The organism is Pseudomonas sp. 05N432, from assembly GCF_056396945.1.
Window position 1 is genome coordinate 84,796 of sequence record NZ_JBFTMM010000003.1, and the last position, 23,647, is coordinate 108,442.

General features: G+C 57.2%; 27 protein-coding genes and 1 pseudogene. 18 read left to right on the forward strand and 10 right to left on the reverse strand.

The genetic code is table 11. The features are described from left to right. Positions 1 to 44 precede the first annotated feature (44 nt). A complete protein-coding gene (locus AC1DHT_RS04755; protein ID WP_477760927.1) occupies positions 45 to 1,958 on the forward strand; it encodes a DNA cytosine methyltransferase in 1,914 nt (637 codons plus the stop codon). Between the two features lie 11 nt (positions 1,959 to 1,969). Here the strand turns inward: AC1DHT_RS04755 and AC1DHT_RS04760 are convergent, their stop codons facing one another. Continuing rightward, positions 1,970 to 2,350, reverse strand: a complete 381-nt coding sequence (locus tag AC1DHT_RS04760) for a hypothetical protein (RefSeq protein ID WP_477760928.1) — start codon at positions 2,348 to 2,350, stop codon at positions 1,970 to 1,972. Positions 2,351 to 2,495: 145 nt separating this feature from the next. On the opposite strand from AC1DHT_RS04760, the gene AC1DHT_RS04765 reads away from it, so the two are divergent. The 7 genes and pseudogenes from AC1DHT_RS04765 to AC1DHT_RS04795 form a co-directional block, all read left to right on the forward strand. Continuing rightward, positions 2,496 to 2,939, forward strand: coding sequence for a hypothetical protein (locus tag AC1DHT_RS04765; RefSeq protein ID WP_477760929.1), 444 nt, complete (start codon positions 2,496 to 2,498; stop codon positions 2,937 to 2,939). Beyond that, a complete protein-coding gene (locus AC1DHT_RS04770) occupies positions 2,936 to 3,115 on the forward strand; it encodes a hypothetical protein (protein WP_477760930.1) in 180 nt (59 codons plus the stop codon). The genes AC1DHT_RS04765 and AC1DHT_RS04770 overlap by 4 nt, the downstream gene beginning before the upstream one ends. A 51-nt stretch (positions 3,116 to 3,166) precedes the next feature. Beyond that, positions 3,167 to 3,610 (forward strand): hypothetical protein, encoded by a 444-nt coding sequence (locus AC1DHT_RS04775; RefSeq protein ID WP_477760931.1) that lies wholly within the window; start codon positions 3,167 to 3,169, stop codon positions 3,608 to 3,610. 229 nt (positions 3,611 to 3,839) lie between these two features. Then, positions 3,840 to 4,118, forward strand: coding sequence for a hypothetical protein (locus AC1DHT_RS04780; protein ID WP_262116361.1), 279 nt, complete (start codon positions 3,840 to 3,842; stop codon positions 4,116 to 4,118). A gap of 44 nt (positions 4,119 to 4,162) precedes the next feature. Beyond that, complete coding sequence (locus AC1DHT_RS04785; RefSeq protein WP_262116362.1) at positions 4,163 to 4,405, forward strand: DUF4224 domain-containing protein; 243 nt, start codon at positions 4,163 to 4,165, stop codon at positions 4,403 to 4,405. Position 4,406: 1 nt separating this feature from the next. Then, positions 4,407 to 5,456 carry a tyrosine-type recombinase/integrase gene (locus AC1DHT_RS04790; protein ID WP_477761305.1) on the forward strand — a complete coding sequence of 350 codons (1,050 nt, stop codon included), beginning with the start codon at positions 4,407 to 4,409 and terminating at the stop codon, positions 5,454 to 5,456. A 428-nt stretch (positions 5,457 to 5,884) separates the two neighbouring features. Next, positions 5,885 to 6,007 (forward strand): annotated as a pseudogene (locus AC1DHT_RS04795) (nucleoid-associated protein YejK); the annotation flags it as partial. A gap of 358 nt (positions 6,008 to 6,365) precedes the next feature. Here AC1DHT_RS04795 and AC1DHT_RS04800 read toward each other — a convergent pair. Continuing rightward, positions 6,366 to 6,683: a hypothetical protein gene (locus tag AC1DHT_RS04800; RefSeq protein ID WP_427545669.1), complete on the reverse strand. Its 318-nt coding sequence runs from the start codon at positions 6,681 to 6,683 to the stop codon at positions 6,366 to 6,368. A gap of 145 nt (positions 6,684 to 6,828) precedes the next feature. On the opposite strand from AC1DHT_RS04800, the gene AC1DHT_RS04805 reads away from it, so the two are divergent. Then, positions 6,829 to 6,996, forward strand: a complete 168-nt coding sequence (locus tag AC1DHT_RS04805) for a hypothetical protein (protein ID WP_427545667.1) — start codon at positions 6,829 to 6,831, stop codon at positions 6,994 to 6,996. 109 nt (positions 6,997 to 7,105) lie between these two features. Here AC1DHT_RS04805 and makE read toward each other — a convergent pair whose 3' ends face one another. Genes makE through makC (AC1DHT_RS04830) form a run of 5 tightly spaced genes read right to left on the reverse strand, consistent with a single transcriptional unit; the run spans position 7,106 to position 11,257 of the window. Then, positions 7,106 to 8,167 (reverse strand): alpha-pore-forming cytotoxin subunit MakE, encoded by a 1,062-nt coding sequence (gene makE, locus AC1DHT_RS04810; protein ID WP_427545665.1) that lies wholly within the window; start codon positions 8,165 to 8,167, stop codon positions 7,106 to 7,108. A gap of 58 nt (positions 8,168 to 8,225) precedes the next feature. Further along, a complete protein-coding gene (gene makA / locus AC1DHT_RS04815; RefSeq protein ID WP_427545663.1) occupies positions 8,226 to 9,329 on the reverse strand; it encodes an alpha-pore-forming cytotoxin MakA in 1,104 nt (367 codons plus the stop codon). Positions 9,330 to 9,340: 11 nt separating this feature from the next. Next, the gene (makB, locus tag AC1DHT_RS04820) at positions 9,341 to 10,429 is read right to left on the reverse strand and encodes an alpha-pore-forming cytotoxin subunit MakB (RefSeq protein WP_427545661.1); all 1,089 of its coding nucleotides are present in this window, start codon (positions 10,427 to 10,429) and stop codon (positions 9,341 to 9,343) included. Beyond that, positions 10,429 to 10,827: an alpha-pore-forming tripartite toxin MakABE regulator gene (gene makC, locus AC1DHT_RS04825; protein ID WP_427545659.1), complete on the reverse strand. Its 399-nt coding sequence runs from the start codon at positions 10,825 to 10,827 to the stop codon at positions 10,429 to 10,431. Before makC (AC1DHT_RS04825) ends, makB begins: the two co-directional genes overlap by 1 nt. A 37-nt stretch (positions 10,828 to 10,864) precedes the next feature. Beyond that, entirely contained in the window at positions 10,865 to 11,257 is a 393-nt protein-coding gene (makC, locus tag AC1DHT_RS04830) for an alpha-pore-forming tripartite toxin MakABE regulator (RefSeq protein ID WP_427545657.1), read from the reverse strand. Positions 11,258 to 11,770: 513 nt separating this feature from the next. On the opposite strand from makC (AC1DHT_RS04830), the gene AC1DHT_RS04835 reads away from it, so the two are divergent. From AC1DHT_RS04835 to AC1DHT_RS04855, 5 genes are all read left to right on the forward strand, one after another. Then, positions 11,771 to 12,448, forward strand: coding sequence for an SOS response-associated peptidase family protein (locus AC1DHT_RS04835; protein ID WP_427538646.1), 678 nt, complete (start codon positions 11,771 to 11,773; stop codon positions 12,446 to 12,448). A gap of 469 nt (positions 12,449 to 12,917) precedes the next feature. Next, positions 12,918 to 13,937, forward strand: a complete 1,020-nt coding sequence (locus tag AC1DHT_RS04840; RefSeq protein WP_427538655.1) for a substrate-binding domain-containing protein — start codon at positions 12,918 to 12,920, stop codon at positions 13,935 to 13,937. Then, positions 13,925 to 16,945, forward strand: coding sequence for an EAL domain-containing protein (locus AC1DHT_RS04845; RefSeq protein ID WP_427538643.1), 3,021 nt, complete (start codon positions 13,925 to 13,927; stop codon positions 16,943 to 16,945). The genes AC1DHT_RS04840 and AC1DHT_RS04845 overlap by 13 nt, the downstream gene beginning before the upstream one ends. 70 nt (positions 16,946 to 17,015) lie before the next feature. Then, positions 17,016 to 17,762, forward strand: a complete 747-nt coding sequence (locus AC1DHT_RS04850; protein WP_427538640.1) for a phytanoyl-CoA dioxygenase family protein — start codon at positions 17,016 to 17,018, stop codon at positions 17,760 to 17,762. A gap of 144 nt (positions 17,763 to 17,906) precedes the next feature. Beyond that, complete coding sequence (locus AC1DHT_RS04855; protein WP_427538637.1) at positions 17,907 to 18,581, forward strand: DUF3313 domain-containing protein; 675 nt, start codon at positions 17,907 to 17,909, stop codon at positions 18,579 to 18,581. A gap of 169 nt (positions 18,582 to 18,750) precedes the next feature. Here the strand turns inward: AC1DHT_RS04855 and AC1DHT_RS04860 are convergent, their stop codons facing one another. Next, positions 18,751 to 19,353 (reverse strand): GNAT family N-acetyltransferase, encoded by a 603-nt coding sequence (locus AC1DHT_RS04860; protein WP_427538634.1) that lies wholly within the window; start codon positions 19,351 to 19,353, stop codon positions 18,751 to 18,753. A gap of 178 nt (positions 19,354 to 19,531) precedes the next feature. Between AC1DHT_RS04860 and AC1DHT_RS04865 the strand changes: the two genes are divergently transcribed. Continuing rightward, positions 19,532 to 20,032, forward strand: a complete 501-nt coding sequence (locus tag AC1DHT_RS04865; protein ID WP_427538631.1) for a hypothetical protein — start codon at positions 19,532 to 19,534, stop codon at positions 20,030 to 20,032. 93 nt (positions 20,033 to 20,125) lie between these two features. Here the strand turns inward: AC1DHT_RS04865 and AC1DHT_RS04870 are convergent, their stop codons facing one another. After that, positions 20,126 to 20,389 carry a hypothetical protein gene (locus AC1DHT_RS04870; RefSeq protein WP_054596954.1) on the reverse strand — a complete coding sequence of 88 codons (264 nt, stop codon included), beginning with the start codon at positions 20,387 to 20,389 and terminating at the stop codon, positions 20,126 to 20,128. A gap of 277 nt (positions 20,390 to 20,666) precedes the next feature. Here AC1DHT_RS04870 and AC1DHT_RS04875 point away from each other — a divergent pair, with 277 nt between their 5' ends. The 3 genes from AC1DHT_RS04875 to AC1DHT_RS04885 all read left to right on the forward strand — a co-directional run bounded on the left by AC1DHT_RS04875 (position 20,667) and on the right by AC1DHT_RS04885 (position 23,143). Then, positions 20,667 to 20,873, forward strand: a complete 207-nt coding sequence (locus tag AC1DHT_RS04875) for a hypothetical protein (protein ID WP_427538628.1) — start codon at positions 20,667 to 20,669, stop codon at positions 20,871 to 20,873. A gap of 128 nt (positions 20,874 to 21,001) precedes the next feature. Then, entirely contained in the window at positions 21,002 to 22,114 is a 1,113-nt protein-coding gene (locus AC1DHT_RS04880; RefSeq protein WP_427538625.1) for a CapA family protein, read from the forward strand. Between the two features lie 672 nt (positions 22,115 to 22,786). Then, positions 22,787 to 23,143, forward strand: coding sequence for a hypothetical protein (locus AC1DHT_RS04885; protein ID WP_427538622.1), 357 nt, complete (start codon positions 22,787 to 22,789; stop codon positions 23,141 to 23,143). A 252-nt stretch (positions 23,144 to 23,395) separates the two neighbouring features. On the opposite strand, the gene AC1DHT_RS04890 is transcribed toward AC1DHT_RS04885, so the two are convergent. After that, positions 23,396 to 23,590: a hypothetical protein gene (locus tag AC1DHT_RS04890; protein WP_427538619.1), complete on the reverse strand. Its 195-nt coding sequence runs from the start codon at positions 23,588 to 23,590 to the stop codon at positions 23,396 to 23,398. Positions 23,591 to 23,647 lie beyond the last annotated feature (57 nt).

Here is a 23,647-nt window from a genome sequence, read left to right on the forward strand (position 1 = left end):
CACCTTGAAGTTTGACCGGCAAATATATCCGGCGAGGCCCCCTTATGTCCGCACAACAGAAGAAACCCCAGTTCATCCATGGCCAGCCAAGCATGGGCCTACCATTCCAGAAAGAACTGGTAGTGGATCTGTTCGCCGGCGGTGGCGGCGCCAGCACCGGCATCGCCCGGGCGTATCGGGAGCCGGATGTGGCGGTAAACCACAACCCGATCGCCTTGGCCGTGCACCGTGCCAACCACCCAGAAACAGCCCACTACGTCGCCGACGTGTTCGAAGTTGATCCTGTCCACGCCACAGGCGGGCAGCCGGTGGGCATCCTCTGGGCGTCCCCAGACTGCCGCCACCACAGCAAGGCCAAGGGCGGCGCGCCACGCGATCGCGGTGTACGCGGTCTGGCGTGGGTGGTCGTCCGCTGGGCTCACGCAACCCGACCACGCCTGATGTTCCTGGAGAACGTCGAAGAGTTCTGCGACTGGGGGCCGATCGATGAGGAAGGCCAGCCAATCAAGGCTGAGCGCGGCCGGACCTTCAAGTCATTCATTGCCGCGCTCAGTACCGGCTTGGCGGCCGACCATCCGGATATGCCGGAAGTCATGCAATCGATCGGTGAGTTCGTACCAGTGGAAGCGCTGGTGCGCGGCCTCGGCTACAACGTCGAGTGGCGAGAGCGCATCGCGGCCAATGCCGGGGCGCCGACGATCCGCAAGCGCTTGTACCTGGTGGCGCGCAGTGACGGCAAACCAATCGTCTGGCCCGCGGCGAAGCGCCACAAAGTTCCGACGGGCAAACAGCAGCCTTGGCGCACAGCTGCGGAGTGCATCGACTGGAACAACCTGGGCCGCACGATCTTCCGCGACAAGCCAATGGCGGTGAACACAATGCGTCGGGTGGCCAAGGGCTGCTGGCGGCATGTGCTGACCAGCCTGAAGCCGTTCATTGTCCCGATGCGCGGCACCTCAGCGGCTCACACCAGCACCCACGGTACGGACGAATCACTTTCAACGATCAGCGCTGGCGGCACGCACCACGCATTGGTGCAACCTGTTGCCGCGCCACTCCTCACCGAGTGCGCCAACGGCTCAGCGCAGCGCAACTTCAGCGCGGTCGAGCCGCTGCGCACGCAGGTTGCCCAGGTCAAGGGCGGCCACTTCGCGCTGGCGGCCTGTCACCTGACCCACCTCACGCACCACGGAGAGCGCAGCGGGTATTCTCCAGATGACTCTTTTCGCACGGTCACCGGCGCCAACCGCGGCGAGCAAGCCCTTGTTGCTGCGAACATGGTCACCTTGCGGAAAGGATCGGTTGGCGCCGACGTTGCCAACCCACTTGGCGTGGTAGCCACCAGCACCGGCCATCACGCAGTTTCGGCGGCGTTCTTCGAGCAGGCTAACGGTGGTTTCTACGACGGGGACGGGCGCGCGGCCGACTCGCCGCTCTCGACCATCTGCCAGTCCGGCGCCAACCAGCGGCTGGCGAACGCCTACCTGGTGAAGTACTACGGCAACGAGAAGGACGGTATTTCGCTCACCGAGCCAATGCACACGCTACCAACAAAAGACCGGGTGGCGTTGGTTGAGGTCATACAGGTGCCGAACACGCTGACGCCGGAGCAACTGGAAGGTGCCCGCCGCTGTGCTGCATTCATGCACGAACACCTGCCGGAGCACTTCAAAGACCCGGCCGAGATGGTCATGGTCGGCGGCTATGTGCTGGTGGACATAACCCTGCGCATGCTCCAACCGCCAGAGCTGAAGGCCGCGCAGGGCTTCGACAAGGACTACATCATTGATCGTGGGCTGTTCGTCGACCCGGTTACCGGTGCCGAGGAATGGCGCGACATCAACAAAACGGATCAGGTTCGGCTGATCGGAAACAGCGTGTGCCCAGACGAGGCGGAAGCCCTTGTTGCAGCAAATGCCGCCGACATCATCGAGCTTTACCAGCGCCTGGCGGCCTGACCCACCCTCACCTATTGCACTGAGCTGAATCCGATTGACAGTTCATCCCCAAAGCCCCAAACGGCAGTTCCGATTATGACCAGTGCGGTTGAGAGCTTCACGAAGCGCGAAATCTGAGATCCGTACTTACTCCTCGCTATACCGAATGAGTTCCCAGCAAAAGACTCATCATTGAAAACGTCGGCCATATCTCTGGCTTTCAAGCCAGCCAAAAACGACAAACCGGACATGATCGCCCCACTTCTAGCTATCCACATACTTGGCTTATCAAACCCGTAGCAAAGCGCAATTGCGGTAATTGGTGCGGCGATTGCCAGCGACGCATAAATGATGAAGGGCGTCCTTGAGCGGAGCACCGCCTTTTCGTAAGGGCACGACTCAATCTTTTCCATAACCACCCCGCATTCGCTCTATTTGAGCAGAACAAATACCCCACCTCGCCGGATCGTGCCAGCCCAGGTCATGTAGATAACCGTTACCCACCCCTTTCCATCGCCACTCTCCACCGCCCGAGCATGACTCGGCATAGGACGCCCCATGCCCGCAGAAAACAAACCGGCCGAGCCTGAGTTTGATCTCAGCACCTCGGAAGGCGGACGCGGTTACATCGCCAATTTGTTCAAGACCCGACTTAAGCGTCACGACTTCACCCGGTACATCAACGAGCGCCTGGCCGCTGACTTCGCCTGCACCTTGTCGCGGCACCTCGAATATTCCAAGTCCCGCGAGAACAGATTGCAACAACGAGTCGATGCGCTGGAGGCGGAGAAGACGACCAGCTGGGAACGGACACGCGCGGCGATCCGCAAACACGCGCTCGACGACGCTGCGACCGTCTGTACCCGCCTGGCGTACGACGAGTACTACCCCGGTAACACCCGCTTCCGCTACCACGTTCCGAAGAAGTGCGCCCAGCGCGGCGATCTATTCATCAAAGCCGCAAACGCGATCCTTGAAACTGATGCCGAAGCGACGCCGTGAAGCGGTTCCTGCGCCGAAAGCTCGAAGCCTGGCTGATCCGACTGGCGATCATCATCCTCAAGGGCCGCAACGTCGCCCGCTCCATGGTCGTCTCACGCCGCGACAACAACGTAATGTGGGGCATGGCCGAGCAGCTCGAAGACATCGCCAAGCGCATCAGTAAAAACTACCCGTAACTCCCTCCCCCTTCAAAGTCAGCCGCTATAGCGGCAAGGACGAGTGTGCCCATGGAAAAGATAAAGGCTGGACCGGATCATTACCGCTTTGTCGATGAAATCGGCCCTGACGGCCTCGAAGTGCATTGCATCACCTACACGGTGATCGGTGAAACGGCGCAGTGCTGGTATGTAGCCGATGAATACACCGTCAACATGATTAACGGTTACCAGCACAGTTGGACGGCGGACGCCGTAAAGAAGCGCCGCAAGCGCGTGCTCAAGGAAACCAATGCGCATAGCAAGCGATTTGCCTACCCGGACAAGGTCCACGCCCTGCGCTCCTACAAATTGCGCAAATCGCGCCAGCTCGGGCATGCCGAGCTTACCCTGGAGCGCGCCCGTGCGGCGCTGGGTTACTTCGGTGACTTGTCGATGATGAATGAGGCGCCCGTCGCCGAAAAGCTGATCATCCCCAACGAGCACATCCAAGGCATGGGCTGGGGGGATTACTGATGATCCTGCTCACACAGCGCCAGCCCTCGCCTACATGGCCTGGCTCATCTACACGGGGCCACGGTGAGGCTCGCCCCGCCAGCTGCGTCAGGAAGGGGGCTGATTGGTTTGCAGTTGGTGAGGCGAACAAATAGACACTAGCTCACCTGCCCAACTTTCCTCACACCCTTCATCAGATACCCATAACCCACCTACCAGCCTGCCGGTGAACGGCGGGCGAGGAATCCTCATGACCAAAGAAAACGTGTACGACGAGCAAATCAGTCCGCTGGTTCGCCAGATCATCGACATCTGCCGAGAGCATGAAATTGCCCTGCTGCTTTCAGCTCAGCTTGAGGACGAGGATGAACGGGAGCTGTTCTGCACCACCATCCTGCCCGGCACGGATGAGGTGTCGTGCGAGAAGTTTGTCCAGGCGCTGAACATCATCAGGCCGCCTAGCCGTTCTGCAATGCACATCACCACCACTCATGCGGATGGCAGCCAGACCCTGACCGCAATCATCTGACCCCCTCCCCACCTTCTGCCACCACGCGCGGCATGGAGCACAGCATGCAATCCGAAATCCTATCGGACGAAGAACTGGCCGACATCACCGGCTACAAGGCCAGAGCCTATCAGCGGCGCTGGCTCGATGACCGCAAGTGGCTCTATGTCGAGAGCCGAGGCAAGCGCCCGCTGGTGGGACGGCAGTACGCCCGCATGAAGCTGGGCATGGTGACACCGACCATCCACGATCCCAACCCGCCGCCGGCCGCGCCCGCATGGACGCCCGACTTCTCACGAGTGAACTGATATGCGACCCCGCAAGGCCGAAACACGCAATTTGCCGCCCCGGATGTACCAGTGGACGCGACCACGGAAAAGCGGAAAGGATTGGATTGCCTATTACTACCTGGACATGGCCGGAAAGGCGATCCCGCTGGGCAAAGACCTGGACCTGGCCAGGATCAAATGGGCGGAACTCGAAGCCAAGGAAAAGCCGCTCGACCTGCGCACCATGAAAGGCATATTCGACAGGTACATCCGCGATATCGTCTCCAAGAAAGCGCCACGCACCCAGAAGGACAATCTGTCGGAGATCAAGCAACTGCGCCCGATGTTCGACAGCGCCCCCATTGACTCGATCACCCCGGCAACGATTGCCGGTTATCGGGATGCACGGACGGCCAAAGTTCGGGCAAATCGCGAGATCGCCACCCTCTCCCACATTTTCAATATCGCCCGAGAATGGGGGCTGACGACCAAGGAGAATCCCTGCCAGGGTGTCCGCAAAAACAAGGAAAAGCCGCGGGACTACTACGCGAATGATGTGGTTTGGGGCGCAGTTTACAAGAAGGCAGCTCAAGAGCTGAAAGACGCGATGGACCTGGCTTACCTGACGGGTCAAAGGCCGGCAGATGTTCTGGTCATGCGGAAGGACGACATCGAGGGGGAATACTTGGGAGTGCAGCAGAACAAGACGCACAAAAAGCTTCGAATCCAGATGACTACCGGCGGCGAGGCAAACAGCCTGGGTCTATTGATCGCAAAAATGGCAGAGCGCAATGCTCAGCACATTTGCAGCTATCTGATTGTCAGTGCGCGCGGCAAGCGCATGACTGCGAAGATGCTTCGTGACAGATGGGACAAGGCTCGGGAAAAAGCCAAGAAAGAGGCGGATGAAGTGGGTGACACGCTACTGGCTGAAAAAATCGGCAGCTTCCAGTTTCGTGACATCAGGCCAAAAGCCGCGTCAGAAATCCTTGACGTGGGTGATGCGAGCCTGCTCCTCGGGCATACAAAGGGCGAMATCACGGAGCGGGTTTACCGACGCATCGGCGCCATTGCTAAGCCGTCAAAATAGCCCGAAAACGCGTTACAAAACTCAAAATTGGCCCCTTGTAGAGCGCGGCCTACAGGGGGGCTGAAAAACAAACGTAATGTAACGAAAAAGAGCTACAGGCCACGGTTTCAGCGGCTTTAAATATCGGTCTTGAAAACCGTCGACTGTAACAGGTCCATGAGTTCGAATCCCATCGCCTCCGCCATCTTATGTACGACAAAGCCCTGATTATTCAGGGCTTTGTCGTTTCTGGGGTTTGAAAATCTGCGCTGCTTTTGGGGGGCGTTACAAAACTATTTGGCATCGGCTGGAGTGACTGTCAAATGAAGGTTTCTATCCTCACGGTCATCGCCCTCTATTGCATTGGCACCAGCGCAGCGTTTGCTGATGGCTCGCGGGCAACAAGCAACAGACACGGGCCGGCAGGCATCGCGGTCGGTGAGCCCTTGACCTTGGTCAGCTATGCAATGGCTCAGGCGAAGCTGGGTGAGCCGGTCACTCTCGACGAGTTGTCGGGACTGCTCAACAAATTCCGCCGCTTCACCGGCCGCGCCGAAGGCCTGTCCATCAGCTCAGCTCAAGCGTGCTTCAGTCTGACCCACCCTCGCCTATTTCGAAGCAGACTTAAATGGCATCACGTAAGTAAAGAATCCTTTCAGGTCATCGCGCAGGCGTTCTGAAATTAGAGGGTCATCAAATATGCGGGGGTCAAAGTAGATGAGCCACGTGCCATCCGGCCTTAGCTCCGAGTCGGCAAAGTAGGCCCCCACTTCGTTCTCTGTAAGTCCTGTGGCGTCAGCAATTTCCTTGATCGTAGGCTTGCTATTCATCAGCGGCCTCCTTGATTCGGCGGCATGCCGAATCCTCAACAAATAGCCCACAACCCCGAATCACGCCACAGCCTTCCGTCACGGAGGGCGGCGCCTACGATTACGACCCTACGTGCGAAAGCTCTTCGTCAATGATTCGCTCAGCATTCTTCGCAGCGGTTGTCGCAAACTCGTAACAGATCCAGAAGTCCTGCTCCGTTACGGATACAGATCCCTGCAAGTTCTCCAGGCAGCGCGCTAATGCATGCTTTATCAAGCCACCATTTAGAGCATTGCGGGCTGCCTCTTCACCTTCAACCGCTCGAATGGCAGCTTCGATTTCTTCGATCTGCTTAATCTTCGCCACCAGCACGACCTTGGCGGACTCATCTCGCTCGATGATCTTGGTCCAAGAGTGATCAACTATCAGCGTTTTCATTAGTAGCTCCCCGTCTTCATGGCTTATGCCGGGTCATCAATCAATAGCCTACAAACTCACATCTCGCCATCGCATCCGATCTTGGAGGGTGGCGCCTACTGAAAGCTCGGCACGCTTTGCCAACATGTCGCGACCAGAAATCGTTGTGACTGAAGATTGGTTCGATGTTGAGTATTACATCGGCGACGCCCGCCACTGGGTGAAGACAGTCTGGGCAGCCACTCGCAGCCAAGCCAAGTACAAGGCTTACGAAGACCTGCAAGACAACGGCTGTAGCTCGAAGGCCATACGCTACACCGGCCCAAAGGATTAACTGGCCATGAACAGCGAAGGTGAGCCCCCCTGCATCTCAACCTGAGCGCCTATTACCCAATTCGGTGATCACCCGATTGAGTGGCGTTTGATGTGGGCACTCCAACCTTTCAGGGTATTCGTACCCTGGTGCTGCTGGTATTGGTGCTGGCGCCGATCAGGTCACCAACGTGTTCGACGATCACGGTCCATTCGTCGCAGGCGGCGTTATACCAGGCTTCGGCGAGTATCGCCTCGGACGCTGAAGCAGACTTCTGGAGCTTGGTGATGGTGTCCAGGAGTTCTCCCGCGAATGCCGTCCACCCGGTACGGAGCGAGTCGAGCGCGATGGCTATGCGGTTCATGTCGCCGAGCACCATGCCCGTGGATAACGTGAGGCCGTTCAAGGTGACAATCACCTGATCATCGGTGCTGAGTTCAGTCTGGTCACCTGCTATTGTCTGCTGATAGCCACTGATCTGCGTTTGCATCGAGGAGATCAGCGTTTGCGCCTCGGCGATCGACGCCACGCCAATGCCCGCCAGGATCAGCGACGCGCCTCCCGTGAAGGGTGTGAGCAGGACGCCGAAAATCGTCTCGATAATGCCACTGGTCCGTTTCGACTCTGCCTTGGATATCGCATCGCGGTCCGCCTGGATCTGCGTGTTCAGGGAAGCGATCTGCGCGTTGATGCTGGTGATCTGGGCCTGTAGCCGTTGCTCCTCAGCCTGCACCGCGCCGATGGTCGCTTGCATGTTCTGATGGGGGGTCTGCATGTTGACTTCGAAGGCCTTCAGCTTCGTCAGATAATCACCGCTTTGCGAGACAATCGACTGGATCGGCGGCTGCAACGCTTGTAGTGCGCTGACGAGCTGAGCCTGGGCGCTGTCGGAAGGGCTTTTTATCAGTGCAGCCAAAAGGGCCTGGATCTGCGGTGCACCGGCGGTAAAGGCATTGCCTGCCTGCTGGATCGTCTGGAGCACTTGCGAACTGAAGTAGAGGACACCGCTTTGCCGCCAGTCGAGGACAAGGTCCTCTGCCGCGCCGAGTTCGGCGTCGAGTTGCGGATACCAACTGGAGCTGACACCCGCGATCTGGGCCTCGACGACAGCCTGGCACGAAGCGTTGAGGAGCACGACGGCTGACATCGCCCCGTCGATCTGCGCATCCGCAGTCTTGGCACTTAATGGCATCAATAACTCCTTAATGAATGAGTACTGCGCGGCACATTGCCGCGCAGTATCTGTTCGATCACGCGGCCTGAGAGGTGATCTTGCCGTCCATGTCCATCTGGGCGGTGGGCATGTTGATCTGGGTACCCTGCAGTGTCGTGGCGAAATCAATGGCGAGCTGCCACTCGTTCGCCGCCGCATTCGTGAACGCCATTTCGAGCAACGTGCTGAGTGCTTTGTCGGCTTTGGTCAGATCGTTAATAACGCCCTGCAAATCGTCGTGGAACCCGGCCCAGCTCGTGCGGAAGTCAGAAAGTGAGCTCTCTGCCTGCACCATGTTGCCGACCGCCTGATTTGCCGATGTCGCAAGCCCCTGGAGCGCCACAATCTGTGCCTGATCGGAGGACTTTTCCACCTGGTCTGCCGCAATCTGTTGGAAGTCAGAGTTGATCTCACTCTGAAACTTCGACCACTCAACCGCACCGCCGACAATCCCGGCTACGGCAACAGCGCCTACCACGAGGCTCGCGCCACCGGAAACAGGAGCCAGCGCGAGCGCGACAACGCCCAGAAAGATGCCGACGCCGACGGCGATCTGCGCATCCATCATGTACTTGTTCAGTTGAGTGATCGTATCGTTGAGGTTCTGGATTGCCGTATTCATCGCATCGATATCGCTTTGAAGCGCGACCTCGGCGTTCTGGATACTGCTGGCGCCGCTCGACAGATTGTCGTGCGCCGTCTGCAACCGGTCTCCCCAGGCCTTCAATTGAGCACTGGTTGTATCGACCGTGGCCAGGATCTCCGTTATCTGGCCCAACAGGCCGCCAATCAGCTGTTGAACCTGCTTGACATACTGGTTGTCCGCCCCCGACGCATTCGGATTGGCCTGACAAATGCTCACTATCTCGGCCGTAATAGCCTGGTACGTCGTGCCATAGTCGAGCACAGCCTGTGGAACACTCGCCGTCACCGAGGGCGCGATATTGTCGACCCAATCGCGGGCCACAGTTTTGGCGTCGTCGAGGTGAGTGCTGAGGGCGTCGTACCATGACGGCTTCGGATCGGGAGCAGTGAAGGTTGTGTTAAGGACGCCATGACATGCCTGAGTAATCAGGATGAGCGACAGGAATCCCTTCTGGGTCTTGGACTGAAGTGCCGGCTGCGGGGTTGGGTCAGACATTTTTACTCTCCTTAGTGAACCGCTGATACAGATCGGGTCCGTGCTTGTTGGGGATTGAGTACCACGGGCCTCCCTGTAGCTGTCTTGAACGTCGTCAGGGATGCGGCGAAACCGGCGATTGTCTGCCAGTTCGCAGCGGCGGTAGAGAGTGTCAGCAGATCGAAATAACCGGCTGGGTCAGCGCCATCGTTCAGCGCATCGATTGCCTGCTGCACACCTTGTGCCTGGTCGCGCCACATTTGCGAGAGCTGCGGCACTACATCGTTTATCGACCTGAAGGAAAGTTGCAGGTTGTAAAGAAGCTGCAGGACCGACTTGGTCGCTGCGGCGGCCTGAGCGGCCTGGCTCGCTTCGATTTGAAGCTCGGCGATCTTCTGCAAGGTCGCCTGGACTTCTGCGGAGCCTTCGACAAGGTCGGCGAAGAACCGCCCGATCGTGATCGCAGACGTCAGGAAGGAAAGAAACGGAACGCCTTCAGCGCCGTCGACCGCGACATCGTAGACGATGCTCACGGACGTGGAGACGACGCCTTTGCCGTCGCTGATCGAGCCGCTCGTGATAGCGTCCCCGAGCGATCCGACCAAGTCCTCAAGTCGCGCGAGTTCGGCCGCGATCTTCACCATCTGCTGCTCTTCCGCGGCCAGAGACTCCCATCCCTGATCAATACTCGCCTCAAGGAGCGGCTGGATGTCCGAGAAAGTATCGAGCTGCTCTTTCAACGCAACCCCGGCCGCATCAGTTGCCACCGCTGCGGCCTGCAGTTGCGGTATCAGCACTTGGCCAAGCACCTGCACCCACTGCGACGCAGTGACGAGCTGGCCGTTCTTTTGCAGGCTGGCGATCGAAGCAAACGTCGCATTATAGGTAGCGAACTGATCCAGAATCGGCGCCCAGATCGAAGGTTTCGCCATGATCCAGCCACCACCCGCAGCCGCCAACATCGCCACCCGGTTTCGCACGGAAGCGAGCCAGTCAGGATCCTCCGTGAGCTTCCCGATGAAGATGGTACGGGTCGTGGCACAATAGTTGTCGATGCTCACGACCTCGTTCAGCGCCGCAACCAGTAACGTCTTTGCGAAGTTGACAGTAGGACTGAGCATCAGGCAGTAATCACAAGGAAGGGGTCAAAGGTTTTGGAAGTTCCGTCCATGGTCAGCACCACCGAATACTGCTGCTGGCTGCTGGTTCCCTGAGCCTCGACGCGCCCTTCCCAGTAAACACCGTTCGGGTTTTTGTACTGGCTCGGCACACACACCTTGTCTGTAATCATCTGGCCGGTGAACTGGGTGATGCTGACGTCGCTGGACGGTGAAACCGGCACCACGCTCCAGGTAATCAGTTGCCCGTCCTGGCATGCAGTCTTGAGCTCAACCTGACCCTCATTGCCGGAACCTACATATTTGTTGGTGTCGACAAGGTAGACGTTATCTTGCAGGTTTCCGGCGAGCGCAGCTTCCACGTCGACGACGATCAGTACATCGATGGTTTTTAAAGTCATTACTTTCTCCAAGGTAGCCGCGCACCGAGGTTCGGCGTCAGGCAATTTTCAGATTTGAGTTCAAAGACATGGATTTGCCGCCGACCGACAGGGTCACGGTGTAAGCGAAGGAAGCGAACTGCTGTCTGGATTGCACCTGGCCGGACCAGAATTGATCGCCTTGAGGCCCGTTTGTGCTCGGTCTACAGATGCCACTAGACACCATGTCGCCCGAAAAACCGGTGATTGCCACCTCGGCACTGGGGTCGATGGCGGTGACGCTCCAGATCACCACTTGTCCGTCCTGACAGACGGTGTTGAGCGTGGAAGTCCCCTCGCCCCATGATCCGAGGTAACCCTTGGTATCGACCAGATAGGCATTGTCCATTGCGGACCCGCTAGCCAGTGCACCATCGGTATCTATAACGATCAGCGCAGATATAGAGCTCATTCCAAGGATCCCTCCCACTACCGCTTTCCTGATGGCAGACGCCGTACAAGGCGACAGGGTCGATGCCATCGGCTGGGAGACTAGACCCGAGATCAGCTTGCCGCAAACCGATAATGTTAAATTGCTATGACTGTGTGAAATTTCAGGCGTAGCGACCGGCGAATGGTTGCAGTGCTGCGTTGTTCAACCCTTTTGATTAAAAGCTGGCGAGAGCATGGCCTGCCTGGCTTAAAGTAAAAATCGCAAAACGAAAAAAGAGGCCGAAGCCTCTTTTTAATACCACCGAGTCGAGTAGGAGGCGTCTTCACAGCCGCCCCTCGAACGATGGCCCCGCCGCCACATGGGCATGGGCTGACTCGGGGGGCGCGGTGAGCAGCTACCTTGAGCTAGCCGGGGCTTGGGTGCATCCGGTGCGCTTTTCCTATCTAAACCTGCACTTCAGTATGTTGGACGACCTCATAGAGCGCCCGAAATCGATCGTCTAAACTCAGGGTTGAGCTTGAGGGTTCAGCCATGTGCGGACGACTTTCGCAATACAAGGGTATCCACGACTTCGTGGCGGCGCTGAGCATGCCCAATGCTCTGGTCAACACCGTTGGCGACCAGCCGCTCGAGCAGTACAACGTCGCCCCCACAACAAGGGTCGCACTCTTTCGCCAGGAGGGCGACACACTGCGCGCCGACCTGGTCAGGTGGTGTTGGCGACCGCATTGGGCAACCGATCAGCCAGCGAAACCGAACGGCAGAGTCGAAAAGGTAGCGCATAGCCCATTCTACCGGGCGATCTGGCCACACCGAGCCATCACCCCCATCAACAACTGGTTTGAATGGGTCGATGAGGGCGGGCCGAAGAAGCAGCCCTATTTGATCCGGCATCGGGACGGCTCACCGATCCTGTGCGCTGCTATTGGCCAGTTTACGACCGGCGAACACGCGCCTAGCGAGTATGACGGCTTCGTGATCATCACTGCCGATTCGGCAGGCGGCATAGTGGACATCCACGATCAACGTCCGGTAACACTGGCGCCCGAGGTAGCACGGGAATGGCTCGACCCGGCCACACCCAAGGAGCGCGCCGAGCATATGATGATTCAACAGGGAGAGCCGTCCGAGGCCTTCGAATGGTTCAGGGTCGACGCAGCCATTGGCAATGTGCGCAACCAAGGCGCGAGCCTGATCAAACCGATTTGATGGGCATTTTTTTAATCGGAGAGCAGATTGCCGGGCTTTCACACCGTCTGTGCAGGTGCCTTTTTTTAGCCTGGTGTTTATGCAAAGTCGAAGCCTTGTAAAACCACTCGATGTAGTCAACGATGCAATTGGCTTTCGTCCCATGTTTTGTGCCATGGCACCCTGCCCCACTTCCTGAATGTTCAGGACCAAAGTTCACGGACTTTATCCACGAAAGACCTGATGACAGCAGAACCGACTATCCTTTCGGATAGTGAACGCTGCACTCTTGGCAAAAAGGGACGCCATGCCAAACCATGATCGCGCCATCGGCTCCAGACCCGACATCACATGCGGTGATCGAACCTGTCTGATCAGGCCCTGGTTACTCTGGATGGCTTCAATTACGGTTTTCTGTCTTTTCACGGCAACTCCCGGATACGGGCAGAACCTGCCAACTGCAGCGGGTGTCGAAAACGCCACGGTTACGGTGATTCAAGCGCAGGAAATCGTTTCCAGGGCCACCCTCGAAGCCGTTCGCTGGAGCGGCCCTGAATCCGGCCCGCAAGCCCTGAAGGGCAAGAGCATCGCCCTTGTCGCAGAAGATTTGCGTAACGGAGGAATTCTCGGTGTCGCGCAGGGCGCTCGGGAGGCAGCCAAGGCGATGGGCTGGACGCTGGAGATATTCGATGGCGCGGGATCATCGACCGGGCGCGCAAAGGCCTTTTCCGATGCCCTGGCAGCGAAACCCGACGGGCTCATTTTGTGCGGCTCCGATGCCCTTGAGAACAATGCGGCACTGATCCTCTTCGCCAACAGGAATGTGCCGGTGGTTGGCTGGCACGCCGGGGCACGCCCAGGGCCGATTGACGGCACTCCGGTGGCCATGAATGTCACGACCGACCCGCTCGAAGTGGCTCGCCTCACAGCCATGGCGGCAGTGGCACAGTCAAACGGACACGCCGGCGTGGTCATCCTGACCGACTCCAAGTACAGCATCGCCATGGCGAAAGCCAAGGCCATGGAAAACGTCATTCGGGCCTGTCGGGAATGTACGTTGCTGGAAGTGCGCGATGTCGCGATCTCCGATAGTGGCGAGAAGATGCCGGCGCTCACCAATGAACTGCTTCAACGCTATGGCAAGCGCTGGACCCACACGCTGGCCATCAACGATATCTATTTCGACTACTCGATTGCCTCATTGACCAACGCCGCAATACCCGGTGACGGCATCAGTCTGTTGTCTGCCGGTGATGGCAGCGCTTCGGCTTTCTTGCGCATACAGGCAAAAACCTACCAGACCGTCACCGTGGCCGAGCCGCTCAACCTGCATGGCTGGCAAGTGATGGATGAATTGAACCGGCTGTTTGCAGGTCAGCCGGTGAGCGGCTTCGTAGCGCCGATTCACCTGGTCAATGCCGACAATATCGCCTTCGACGGCGGGAAGAAATTCCAGTACGACCCTGACAATAGCTATCGAGAAATCTATCGCCACCAATGGAATCCCTGACATTGGACGTTACTTCCCGGCTCGGACGCCAGCTATTTCCGCAATCGCTACGCGCACAGTTCACACTGGCGTTTCTGACGCTGGCGCTGCTGATCCTGGCGGGTGGTGCAACGGCGGTCTACGCGTTGCGCACGTCAAACAGCGCCACTCGCCAGCTGACGGATGAACGACTGGTCCGCATGCAAAATGGGCAAGACATGCTGCAGCGTACCTTGCTGATCGAACGCCAGACCGATCAACTCCTGACAACCCGCTCCCCCGACTCCCTGCGTACAAGCTATGCGGCGACCGTCGAACAGCTTGAAGCCCTTGATCAGTTGGTGCAGCAACTGACTGCCGCGAACAGTGGCGTGGCGATACTCGACATGTATCAGTCGAGTCAGATGTTTCGCAATACCGCCAACATCGTTGCGCAGTTGCGAGAAAGCCTGCTGCAAACCGAGGTCACCTTCGAGCAGACCCTGGAAGATCACACCACCCGGTTAACCGCGACCAAGACTCCGGTCAGTCTGGAACTGGCGGTGTTACTTTTCGATCTGCCGCAGGCTGTTGACAGTGATGCCGTGCAACGCCTGCGGATCCGATATGAGCGCCTGTCACGTACCGCAGGCAAGTTGCCCGACGCGGAGGTGGAAACGCCCGATCTCTTCTCCCTGCGCCTGAGGCTCATCAATCAGCACAACGTCATACAGCGGTTCAATGAGGAGCTGAAGAATGAGGCCGGGGTTCTGGTCGCGGTGGCCCGTGCGCAATCCAGTGCCTACACCGAAGACTATCGCAACGCCGTGCAACGCCTGGTCGAGGCCTCAAATCGTAGCCAGCAATGGGTGCTGATCATGTTGGGCGCCAGCCTGGTGTTCGCCTGGTTTGTGACCCGGGTCTTCATGGGCCGTCATGTGCTCGTGCGCCTGAATGAAATAAGCCGGCAATTGCGTCAGGAACACACTGACAAAACGCATTTGATGATGGCCGAACACGGGAAAGACGAGATCGGCAACATGGCTCACGCGGTGAATCAATTCCTCAAAGACCGACTACAGCTGGAAAAAAGAACGGTCCAATTGAGTATCGCCACAGAGCGGCTCGCCGTGCAAAACAGCCGATTAGAGCAAGAAGCCGTCATCCGTGCCGGACAAGGTCGTGTCCTGGAGCTGATCGCCAGGAGCACCGAGCTTGCAGAAGTCCTCGACAGCCTGGCTCACCTGGTCGAGTCCCAACTGGACGGGATGATGGTGTCCATCCTGGTGCTGGATGAGGATGGCAAGCACCTGCTGCATGGGGCTGCGCCCAGTTTGCCGAAAGCCTATAACCAGCTCATTGACGGGATTGCGATCGGTCCGAACGTCGGTTCATGCGGCACCGCGGTGTATCGACGAGAACCGGTCATCGTCACGGATATCGAGCTGGATCCGCTGTGGGAAGAGTACCGTTCAGCCGCTGCGCCCTATGGATTTCGCGCCTGCTGGTCGACGCCGATTCTGTCCCATGAGCGAAAGGTATTGGGGACGTTTGCCTTGTATTCCAGCACCGTACGCAGCCCTAGCTCGACCGAGACGCGACTGATCGACATGGCGACACCGCTTGCCGGCATTGCGATAGAACGCCAACTGACCGAAAAACGCATTCGCTATATGGGCGACCATGACGCACTGACCGGGCTGCCGAATCGCACACTGCTCGAAGACCGTCTCAAGCAGGCAATACTTTATGCTCAGCGCTACAACCGCCAGGTCACAGTGGCGTTTCTCGATCTGGACAAATTCAAACTGGTGAATGACAGCCTTGGGCACAGTGCGGGAGACGAACTGCTGAAAACCGTCGCCCAGCGCATGCTGGAGTGTGTACGCCGCACCGACACCGTCGTGCGACTGGGTGGCGACGAGTTTGTGATCATCCTGTTCGACCAGCCCTCAGACCTCGACGGCGTTACTCCAGCCCTGCACAAAATCCAGGAAGCCATCCTGCGGCCAATTCAGCTCAGCGGACATACGCTCCACGTCACCTGCAGCATGGGGTTGGCCACCTACCCTGCCGACGGCAGCGATACCGAGACTTTGCTCAGCAACGCGGACGCCGCCATGTATCGGGCCAAGGAGTTGGGTCGCAACAGTTACCAGTTCTATACGAGCGAGATGAATAACAAGGTTCAGGGCAAGCTCGCCATGCAAGACGGGCTTCGCAACGCACTCAACCATGACGAGTTCCTGCTGCTGTACCAGCCTCAGGTGGATTTGCAGTCAGGTCAGATTATCGGCGTAGAGGCACTGATCCGCTGGCAGCACCCCGAGCTCGGCATGGTGTCTCCAATCAAATTCATTCCGCAGGCCGAAGATACCGGGTTGATCGTCCCCATCGGCGACTGGGTGATTCATACCGCGTGCAGACAGAACAAGGACTGGCAGGATGCGGGCTGGCCGCCGATCACCATGTCGGTGAATATTTCAGCACGCCAGTTCATCGAAAGGGACCTGATCGACCGGGTGAGGCATGCCTTGAAAGAAACCGGACTGGACCCGATGTACCTTGAGCTGGAGCTGACCGAAAGCCTGATCATGCAAGACCTTCAGCAAGCCATCAGCAAAATGAAAGAACTGCAATCAATGGGGATCAGTCTCTCGATCGACGACTTCGGCACCGGCTACTCCAGCCTCGCCGCATTGAAAAGCTTCCCGATCGCGAGACTCAAGATCGATCAGTCTTTCGTACACGATCTGCCTGACAACGAGAACGACAAAGCCATCGCCACCGCGGTGATTTCGCTGGGGCACACACTGAACCTCAAGGTCATTGCCGAAGGTGTCGAAACCCAAGAGCAGCAAACCTTCCTGCGTGAAAACGGCTGCGATGAAATACAGGGTCACTTCTTCAGCAGAGCGGTCAGCGCAGAGGAAATCAGCCTGTTACTGCGTACGCCCCGGTTGCCTCAACCGAGCCACATTGCGAGCCCTGACTCGGTAAGGCGAAAACGCGATGTAAAACGCCCAAGCAGTCCAATGCCTGGGCATTAATCACTCAGCGTACGGTAGCGTGGGAACGATCTGTATTGATCGAGTTGATGGCGAGGGAATTGAGCAATCCATGACTGACCGCGAGCAACTTCATCGAGATGGCTATGCACTGCTCCGTCGAGCGATCCCGGCCGAGTGGCTGGACGACCTTCGTGCCGTGTTCGATGCGGGCGTGAAGCCGGCGGACCAATGGCCCGTGCCGCGTGGCATGGATTGGCGCCATTCGCTGCTGGACGCTGATTCGAAGGTTCAGGCTGTGTGTCGTCTGCCCCAGGTGCTGGCGGTGGTGGGCGAGTTGATCGGAGAACGGTTCTTCCTCTCGCAGGTAGAAGGTCGCGAGCCTCTTGCAGGTGGCGGTCATCAGCAGCTGCACCGCGATTTGTCGGCCCAACGGCCAGGCGACATTGTGAATGTCCTGGCTTATTTCGACGATTATGGTCCCGAGAACGGCGCGACACGCATCGTCCCGGGCAGCCATCGCCCTGAGCAGGGAGAGCCGCCATTCGACTTCAACGACGAGTCCCGATCTGTACAACTTTCAGGCTCCGCGGGTGACATCCTGGTGTTTGATGTCGATTTAGTGCATGCGGCCAGTCTGAACTTAATCGGCCAACGCCGTCGCTCTATCCTGATTAGTTATTTTTCGGAGCCTCTATATGCGTCACATCTGGAAACGGTGAGCCTGCGAAATATTCGGATGGACACGACCGATCGGTTCGATCCCTCGGATTGGGAACATTTCTTCGAAGGAGAAAAAGCTGGAACACCGGCCAGCCATATATTTCATTTGGGTAACATTTCTACTGCCTGGAAATAAGCGGGACATACTCCAGCAAAGGACACAAGGCACTCTATGCAGGCCGCCTCATAAGGAATCCAGCGTGCAGGTATTAGCCCTATAGCCTGTCACTGCCATCAACTCGATGCGGTATAGAACGTCTTAATCCATGGAGTAAACAGTATGAGTCTGTCCAGAAAATTGCTTGTCGGCGTTGCCTTGAGCGGCCTGCTGCTCGGCGGGTGCACCTCAAGAATCACGGAGAAAGAACAGTACTCAGGGTTTCTTCCCGACTACAACAACTTGCAGGAAGTCACTACACCCAGCGGTGAGAAGGCCATGCGTTGGGTGACTCCATCCTGGAACCCGAACACTTATGACACGGTAGCCTTCAAGCGATTGGAACTGTACCCGACACCACAGCCCAATGAACGGGTCAACCGCCAGACCCTGGACCAACTGCAAGCCTACATGACGAACAATGCCAAGAGCGCACTGGGCCAGAAGTACCGTGTGGTACCCAATGTTCAGTCGGCCCCTGCCGGTTCGCGAGTCCTGGTCGTACGCGCTGCGATTACCGGGGTCAGCACGTCCAATGAAGGTATGAAATGGTATGAAGTGGTTCCGGTCGCGGCCGCGATAGGCGCGACTCAGGCGGCCACCGGCCACCGTAATCAAGAAACCGAGTTGTACATTGAGGCCGAGATAATCGACGCAAGCAATGGCCGGACTGTGGCCAAAGTGGTGCGCAAGGTCTTCGGCGAGCAATTGAAAAATGCAAGCCAGCCGGTTACCGCCAACGATTTCAAAGCGGCAATCAAAAAACTGGACAGCGACATACAAGCATTCATCGAATAGCAATGAAGTGTCAGCCAGCTTCCGTGGATGACTGTGTTTCTCATCTCAGCCCCGCAGGAAAATCTTGGTGCCGTCCAATCTGACGGCGCCAGCCACTCGGGCGCCCGCCTGCGTCTATGCAGCTACGCTACACAGGAGCAGCAAGCGGCAGAGCACATTGACATCCGGACTATAAAAACTGCCCTTGCGGCAAGGCGAGATTTATAACCCCGTGCGTAAATGTCGATGCATTCGCGATTGCCTTCTGCGAAAACAGCCGCAACATGACAACTTTGCCCAACGTATCGCTGCGTAAAGCCTCTTCATCCGGGTTGCCGATCAGGACGATATTGGGTGCAACAGACCAGCCGCCAGCCTGCGCATAGAAACGAGCGAGCGGCGGATCACACGTGAAGACGCCGATATCAAGATTACTGCGCTCCATACAACGAGTCGCCGCGGCGACGGTATTCAACCCAAGACCTCGCCCTTGACAATCTGGATCGGTCATGACGCAACTCAGCCCGGCGATTTCAAATGTGTCACCCGCATGTTCAATCGCTTTCATTACGACCGCGGCATAACTGACGACCCTGTCGTGCGCGCAGGTATAGAACGAGAATGCATCGAACACTGGATCGTGCAGCGGTATCGCCGTATTGATTTCATCTTCTCCCGTCTCCGGATAGACACGGTTTTGCAGCAAAGCAAACTCTCGTTTCAAAGCCGAAGAGGCCCGAATGTAGGCTATCGCGTCAACAGCCCAAGGCTCTGTTGGCTTACGGTGGATCATTGTTATCCCTTCTCCTGAAATGACATGCCTGATCTAAACCTCGCCCCTCATAGGTACGCAGGCATCCAGCGCATAGTGTTTCCAGACTCCTCACACCGTCGGTCTGAAGCCTGAGAACTATAAACGAATGCCGTGCGTCCTAATTCATGCAAACCCACTCACATCGATGGACGCCATCATGCATTTAAAGAAGACGAATTTCGTAGCTTTGATGACATGCGTAATGATGCTGGCTGCAGCGCCTTTACTCCCAATGTCCTCTGCCTATGCAAAAAGTGGTGGCGGCGGAAACAGTGCAGGTCACGGCAGCAGTAGCGGCGCCGGCGGCCAGGGAGTAGGTCATTCTGCTGATGCTGACAGCAATGGCCGTAGCGAAGGCCATACTGCTGACGCTGATAGCACTGGCCGTAGCGAAGGTCTGGATAGCGATCATGACGGTAAAGCAATCAGGGATCATGGAATCAGTGGCAAGCACACCGGGAGTATTCGCCATGACAGCAAAGGTCATGGTTCGGCGACTTCAGGGATCGCACACTCTAAAACCACACGCGGACTTACAAAGGCCACTGCGATCTCGACCACCACACCTGGCGATCACAATGAAAAGGGGCTGAGTAACGCTGCTACTTCGAGCACCAAACATTCGAGCACCAAACAAGATCAGGATAAAGATCAGTAGACCCGATCTTTACGTCTTCATGCTCCAGTATGATGCAGAGAGCCCGCCGGTTGCGGGCTTTCTCATTTTCCACCTCAGCCGACCTTGAACATCTCAACCAGCCTCTTGGCTCGCCTGCGTTTCACGACCTCTTTCAGCCTCTTGAACCAACGCGTTCAAGAGTTCTTCGGTATGGTTTATCGATTCACGTATCTCGTCAAACGCCTCATCCAGAGCTTTTTCGATCTCGAGTGCAGGAGATCCACGCAATGTCTCCTGTATTTCCAGCTCGTCTTGCTTGAATTGCGAAAGGTTGGCGCGCAAGCCCTCTAATCGAAGAGATATCTGTGAGATATGGTGTCGGCGGCGCTGAACCATGATGTTTCTCCTGTTGAGCTCCCATATCTATTTAGAACGCTGTCTGCAAAGAGATGTTCGCATTTCCTGACCAAAGGATTCGGTCGCGGAAAAAGTCCTTTAGAGAGAACTCTACGACACCATTCGTCGCCTATTAAAACGTGGTGCAGGATACGGCTCAAGGATTGCTAACTACGCCCGTAGCAGCCCCGGAACGACGTAATTCTGACGCGGCGGCAATCAACATTAACGCTTAAGGACTCCAGCGATACGCCTGGTCAGTCACCGGAGATGCAACGTGTCAACTCTCAATGAAATCGCAGCGAACCACGCGAGAATGGCTAAGGCAAACGAAGAAGAGTCGACCGGGCTGAATGAGCGACACCTTCAAATAGTGGGTAGCTTCGAAATTTCCGCCATCGATGCGCAACAGCACATTCCACTGCACCTGATCGCCGGAGTGCAAGACAACCATTTCGAACAAACAACTGGCTACTTGCTCTGACTGCGTTTGATCTCAATACCGGGTTGGTACGTCATCGGCTTGTCGCAGGCCACGCAGAAAAATTGATATTTTGAACAGTGTGCGAGCAAAACGTGCGGTGAGCTGATCGGGAGATCCGGGAGGGTGTCATGGCCGCTGTTAGCGATACGCTGAAGCTGTTTCTCGCGGGCGACGTCATGACCGCCCGCGGCATCGACTCGGTACTGCCGCATCCTGGCGATCCGCGGCTTTACGAAGCTTACGTCAAGCATGCCGGCGACTACGTCCGGCTGGCAGAAAAACTCAATGGCCCGATTCCCCGCCCAGTCGACTTCACCTATATCTGGGGTGCCGCGCTGGATGAATTCGAACTTCGCCAGCCGCAGGCACGCATCATCAATCTGGAAACTGCGGTGTCCCGCCGCGGACGACCGGAACCAAAAGGCATCAATTACCGCATGAGTCCGGATAACTTCCCGGTCATCAGCGTGGCCGGCATCGACTGCTGCATGCTGGCCAACAACCATGTGCTGGACTGGGGAGAAGCCGGTCTGACCGATACGCTGGACACCCTGTCGAGCAACAGTATGTGCAGCGCTGGCGCCGGGCATAACCGGCAAACTGCCGAAGCACCTGCCGTGCTGCCGCAGCCTGGCGGGTGGCGCTTGCTGGTGTTTGGCCTCGGCGCACCCGACAGCGGCATCCCACCGGACTGGACCGCCACGGACAAGCGCGCGGGCGTTGCGCGGCTGGAGGACCTGTCGATGCAAACCCTGCACCTTGTGGCCAAACGGATGCTTGCGGGCAAAAAACCGGGAGACCGGGTGGTCGCGTCCATCCACTGGGGCGGCAACTGGGGGTTCGATATCCCGAAGGAGCAGATCCGGTTCGCCCATGCCTTGATCGACGAGGCCGGAGTCGACGTGGTACACGGGCATTCCTCGCACCACATCAAGGGCATCGAGGTGTACCGCGAACGCCTGATTCTCTATGGCTGCGGTGATCTCTTGAACGATTACGAAGGCATCGAGAACCACGCAGCCTTTCGCGGCGACCTGGGGCTTCTGTACTTTGCCTCGCTGGATCCGAGCGGGTGCCTGCAATCGCTGGACCTGATACCCACCCGACTCCGTCGCTTTCGCATCTGTCGCGCCGAAGGGGATGACCGCCAATGGCTGCACGACACCCTTTCCCGCGAGTGCGCACGCTTGGGTAGCGGCATCCGGTCGGGCGCGAAGAATGCCTTCACGTTGTGTTGGTAGGAAAACAGGTCGGCTTTCTGTTGCGAATGGTTGCACCCAACCCGCCGGATTCACCTGAATAACCTATGGAATCTCAACCATCAGGGCTCTGACGCCCAGATAACGTTCGAGCTGTTGATAACCGGACACCGGTCAGGGTTGATCTCGCGCTCGCGATGAAGCCAGACCCTGGTTCGCTCGACATCGAATTGTCGCTCGTTCCTTTCCCTCATAACGATGCCGGATACGCCGAAATGCCCGCACTCAGGACAAATCAGTTCAATGCCATCCATTGCGGATTCAATACGTCGCGCGTCTTCCGAGCAGATCAAACACCACATGAGCCACTCCCAAGCACCTGTCAGTTTCCACGACCAAGCAATCTAACCACCAACTCATGCCCCACCGCCGGGCATCGCCGAACGTCTTCCAGGCGCTGACTTCTCGCCTACCCTCGCAGTGCAGGTTGTCAATTAATAGACCATTTCCAACCGTCACGCTACCTCGACAAAAATTTCCTTTTCCCCATAGAAAGTGCGGCAGCCCTGATCTCGATCAGACGGTTGTGAATACCCTCGGTGAGTGTCGATCAAGTGACCATCGGCCTCGCCTTTTGTCGCAAGTCGATTGACTGAAGGGGGCCTTGGGAGCCCAGTACTCAACGGGCCAGACCAGATCACAAGAAGAAAAATCATGTCGAAAATAACGGTGATATCCGGTGACTTTCTGGCAGGCGATGCTGAATTTCAATCTGGTTTTTTCACTCTGAAATCCGCACTGAAACCTTCTCTCGAACTAAAGATTCCCCTGTCAAATCTGGAAACTCTGGAAACAGCAACCGAAGAAGTCGTCAACAAGAAAGGCAGCGTTATTCGATGGAGTCTGGCGGGAGCATTGCTTCTGGGGCCGATTGGGCTAGTGGCAGGCTGGTTACTATGTGATACAGAAAGGGAAATAACGTTCTACGCAAAATTCAAGGATGGCCGCTGCTTACTGGCCACCACTGATATCGGTACTTACTCAAAGATCTCTGCCTCTCCCCTCAAGTAACGCCCCCTCCCCTCAAAGTCAGCCTCTAAAACGGCAAGTGTTCGCCCTGACCAGCAGCTGGCCACTCAGCATGTTTCCTGAAGCATCTGGCAGGGCGAACAAGTAAACCTTACGCGCTTCGCAACGTCGCGTCCGCCACCCAATTCTGAACAATTCACAACTGAACAGCCAGGCTCTGCTGTCTGCCAGCATCCATCCGCCCCTTAACCGACAAAGCCCAGCGCGGGGCTGGGCTTTGTCATTCCATTGAGCTTATCTTTTCGGAGGTTTTTTGTGGCTGTCCAATCGACCGCTCTCCAGCAAATCCTTGTACTTCAACGCCTCTGCTTCACTGTGATAGACGCCGACCAGAACATCTCCCTGAAAGACATCCCACATCCTGATTCCCGCGCTACTTGATTCATGAGACATGTGATGCTCATCGCGCTCTTTGACGGTAATGACCATTTGCACATCCTCTGGATGAGGCAGGTAAGGTCTTTTTTACTCCTGTCATCTCCAAGA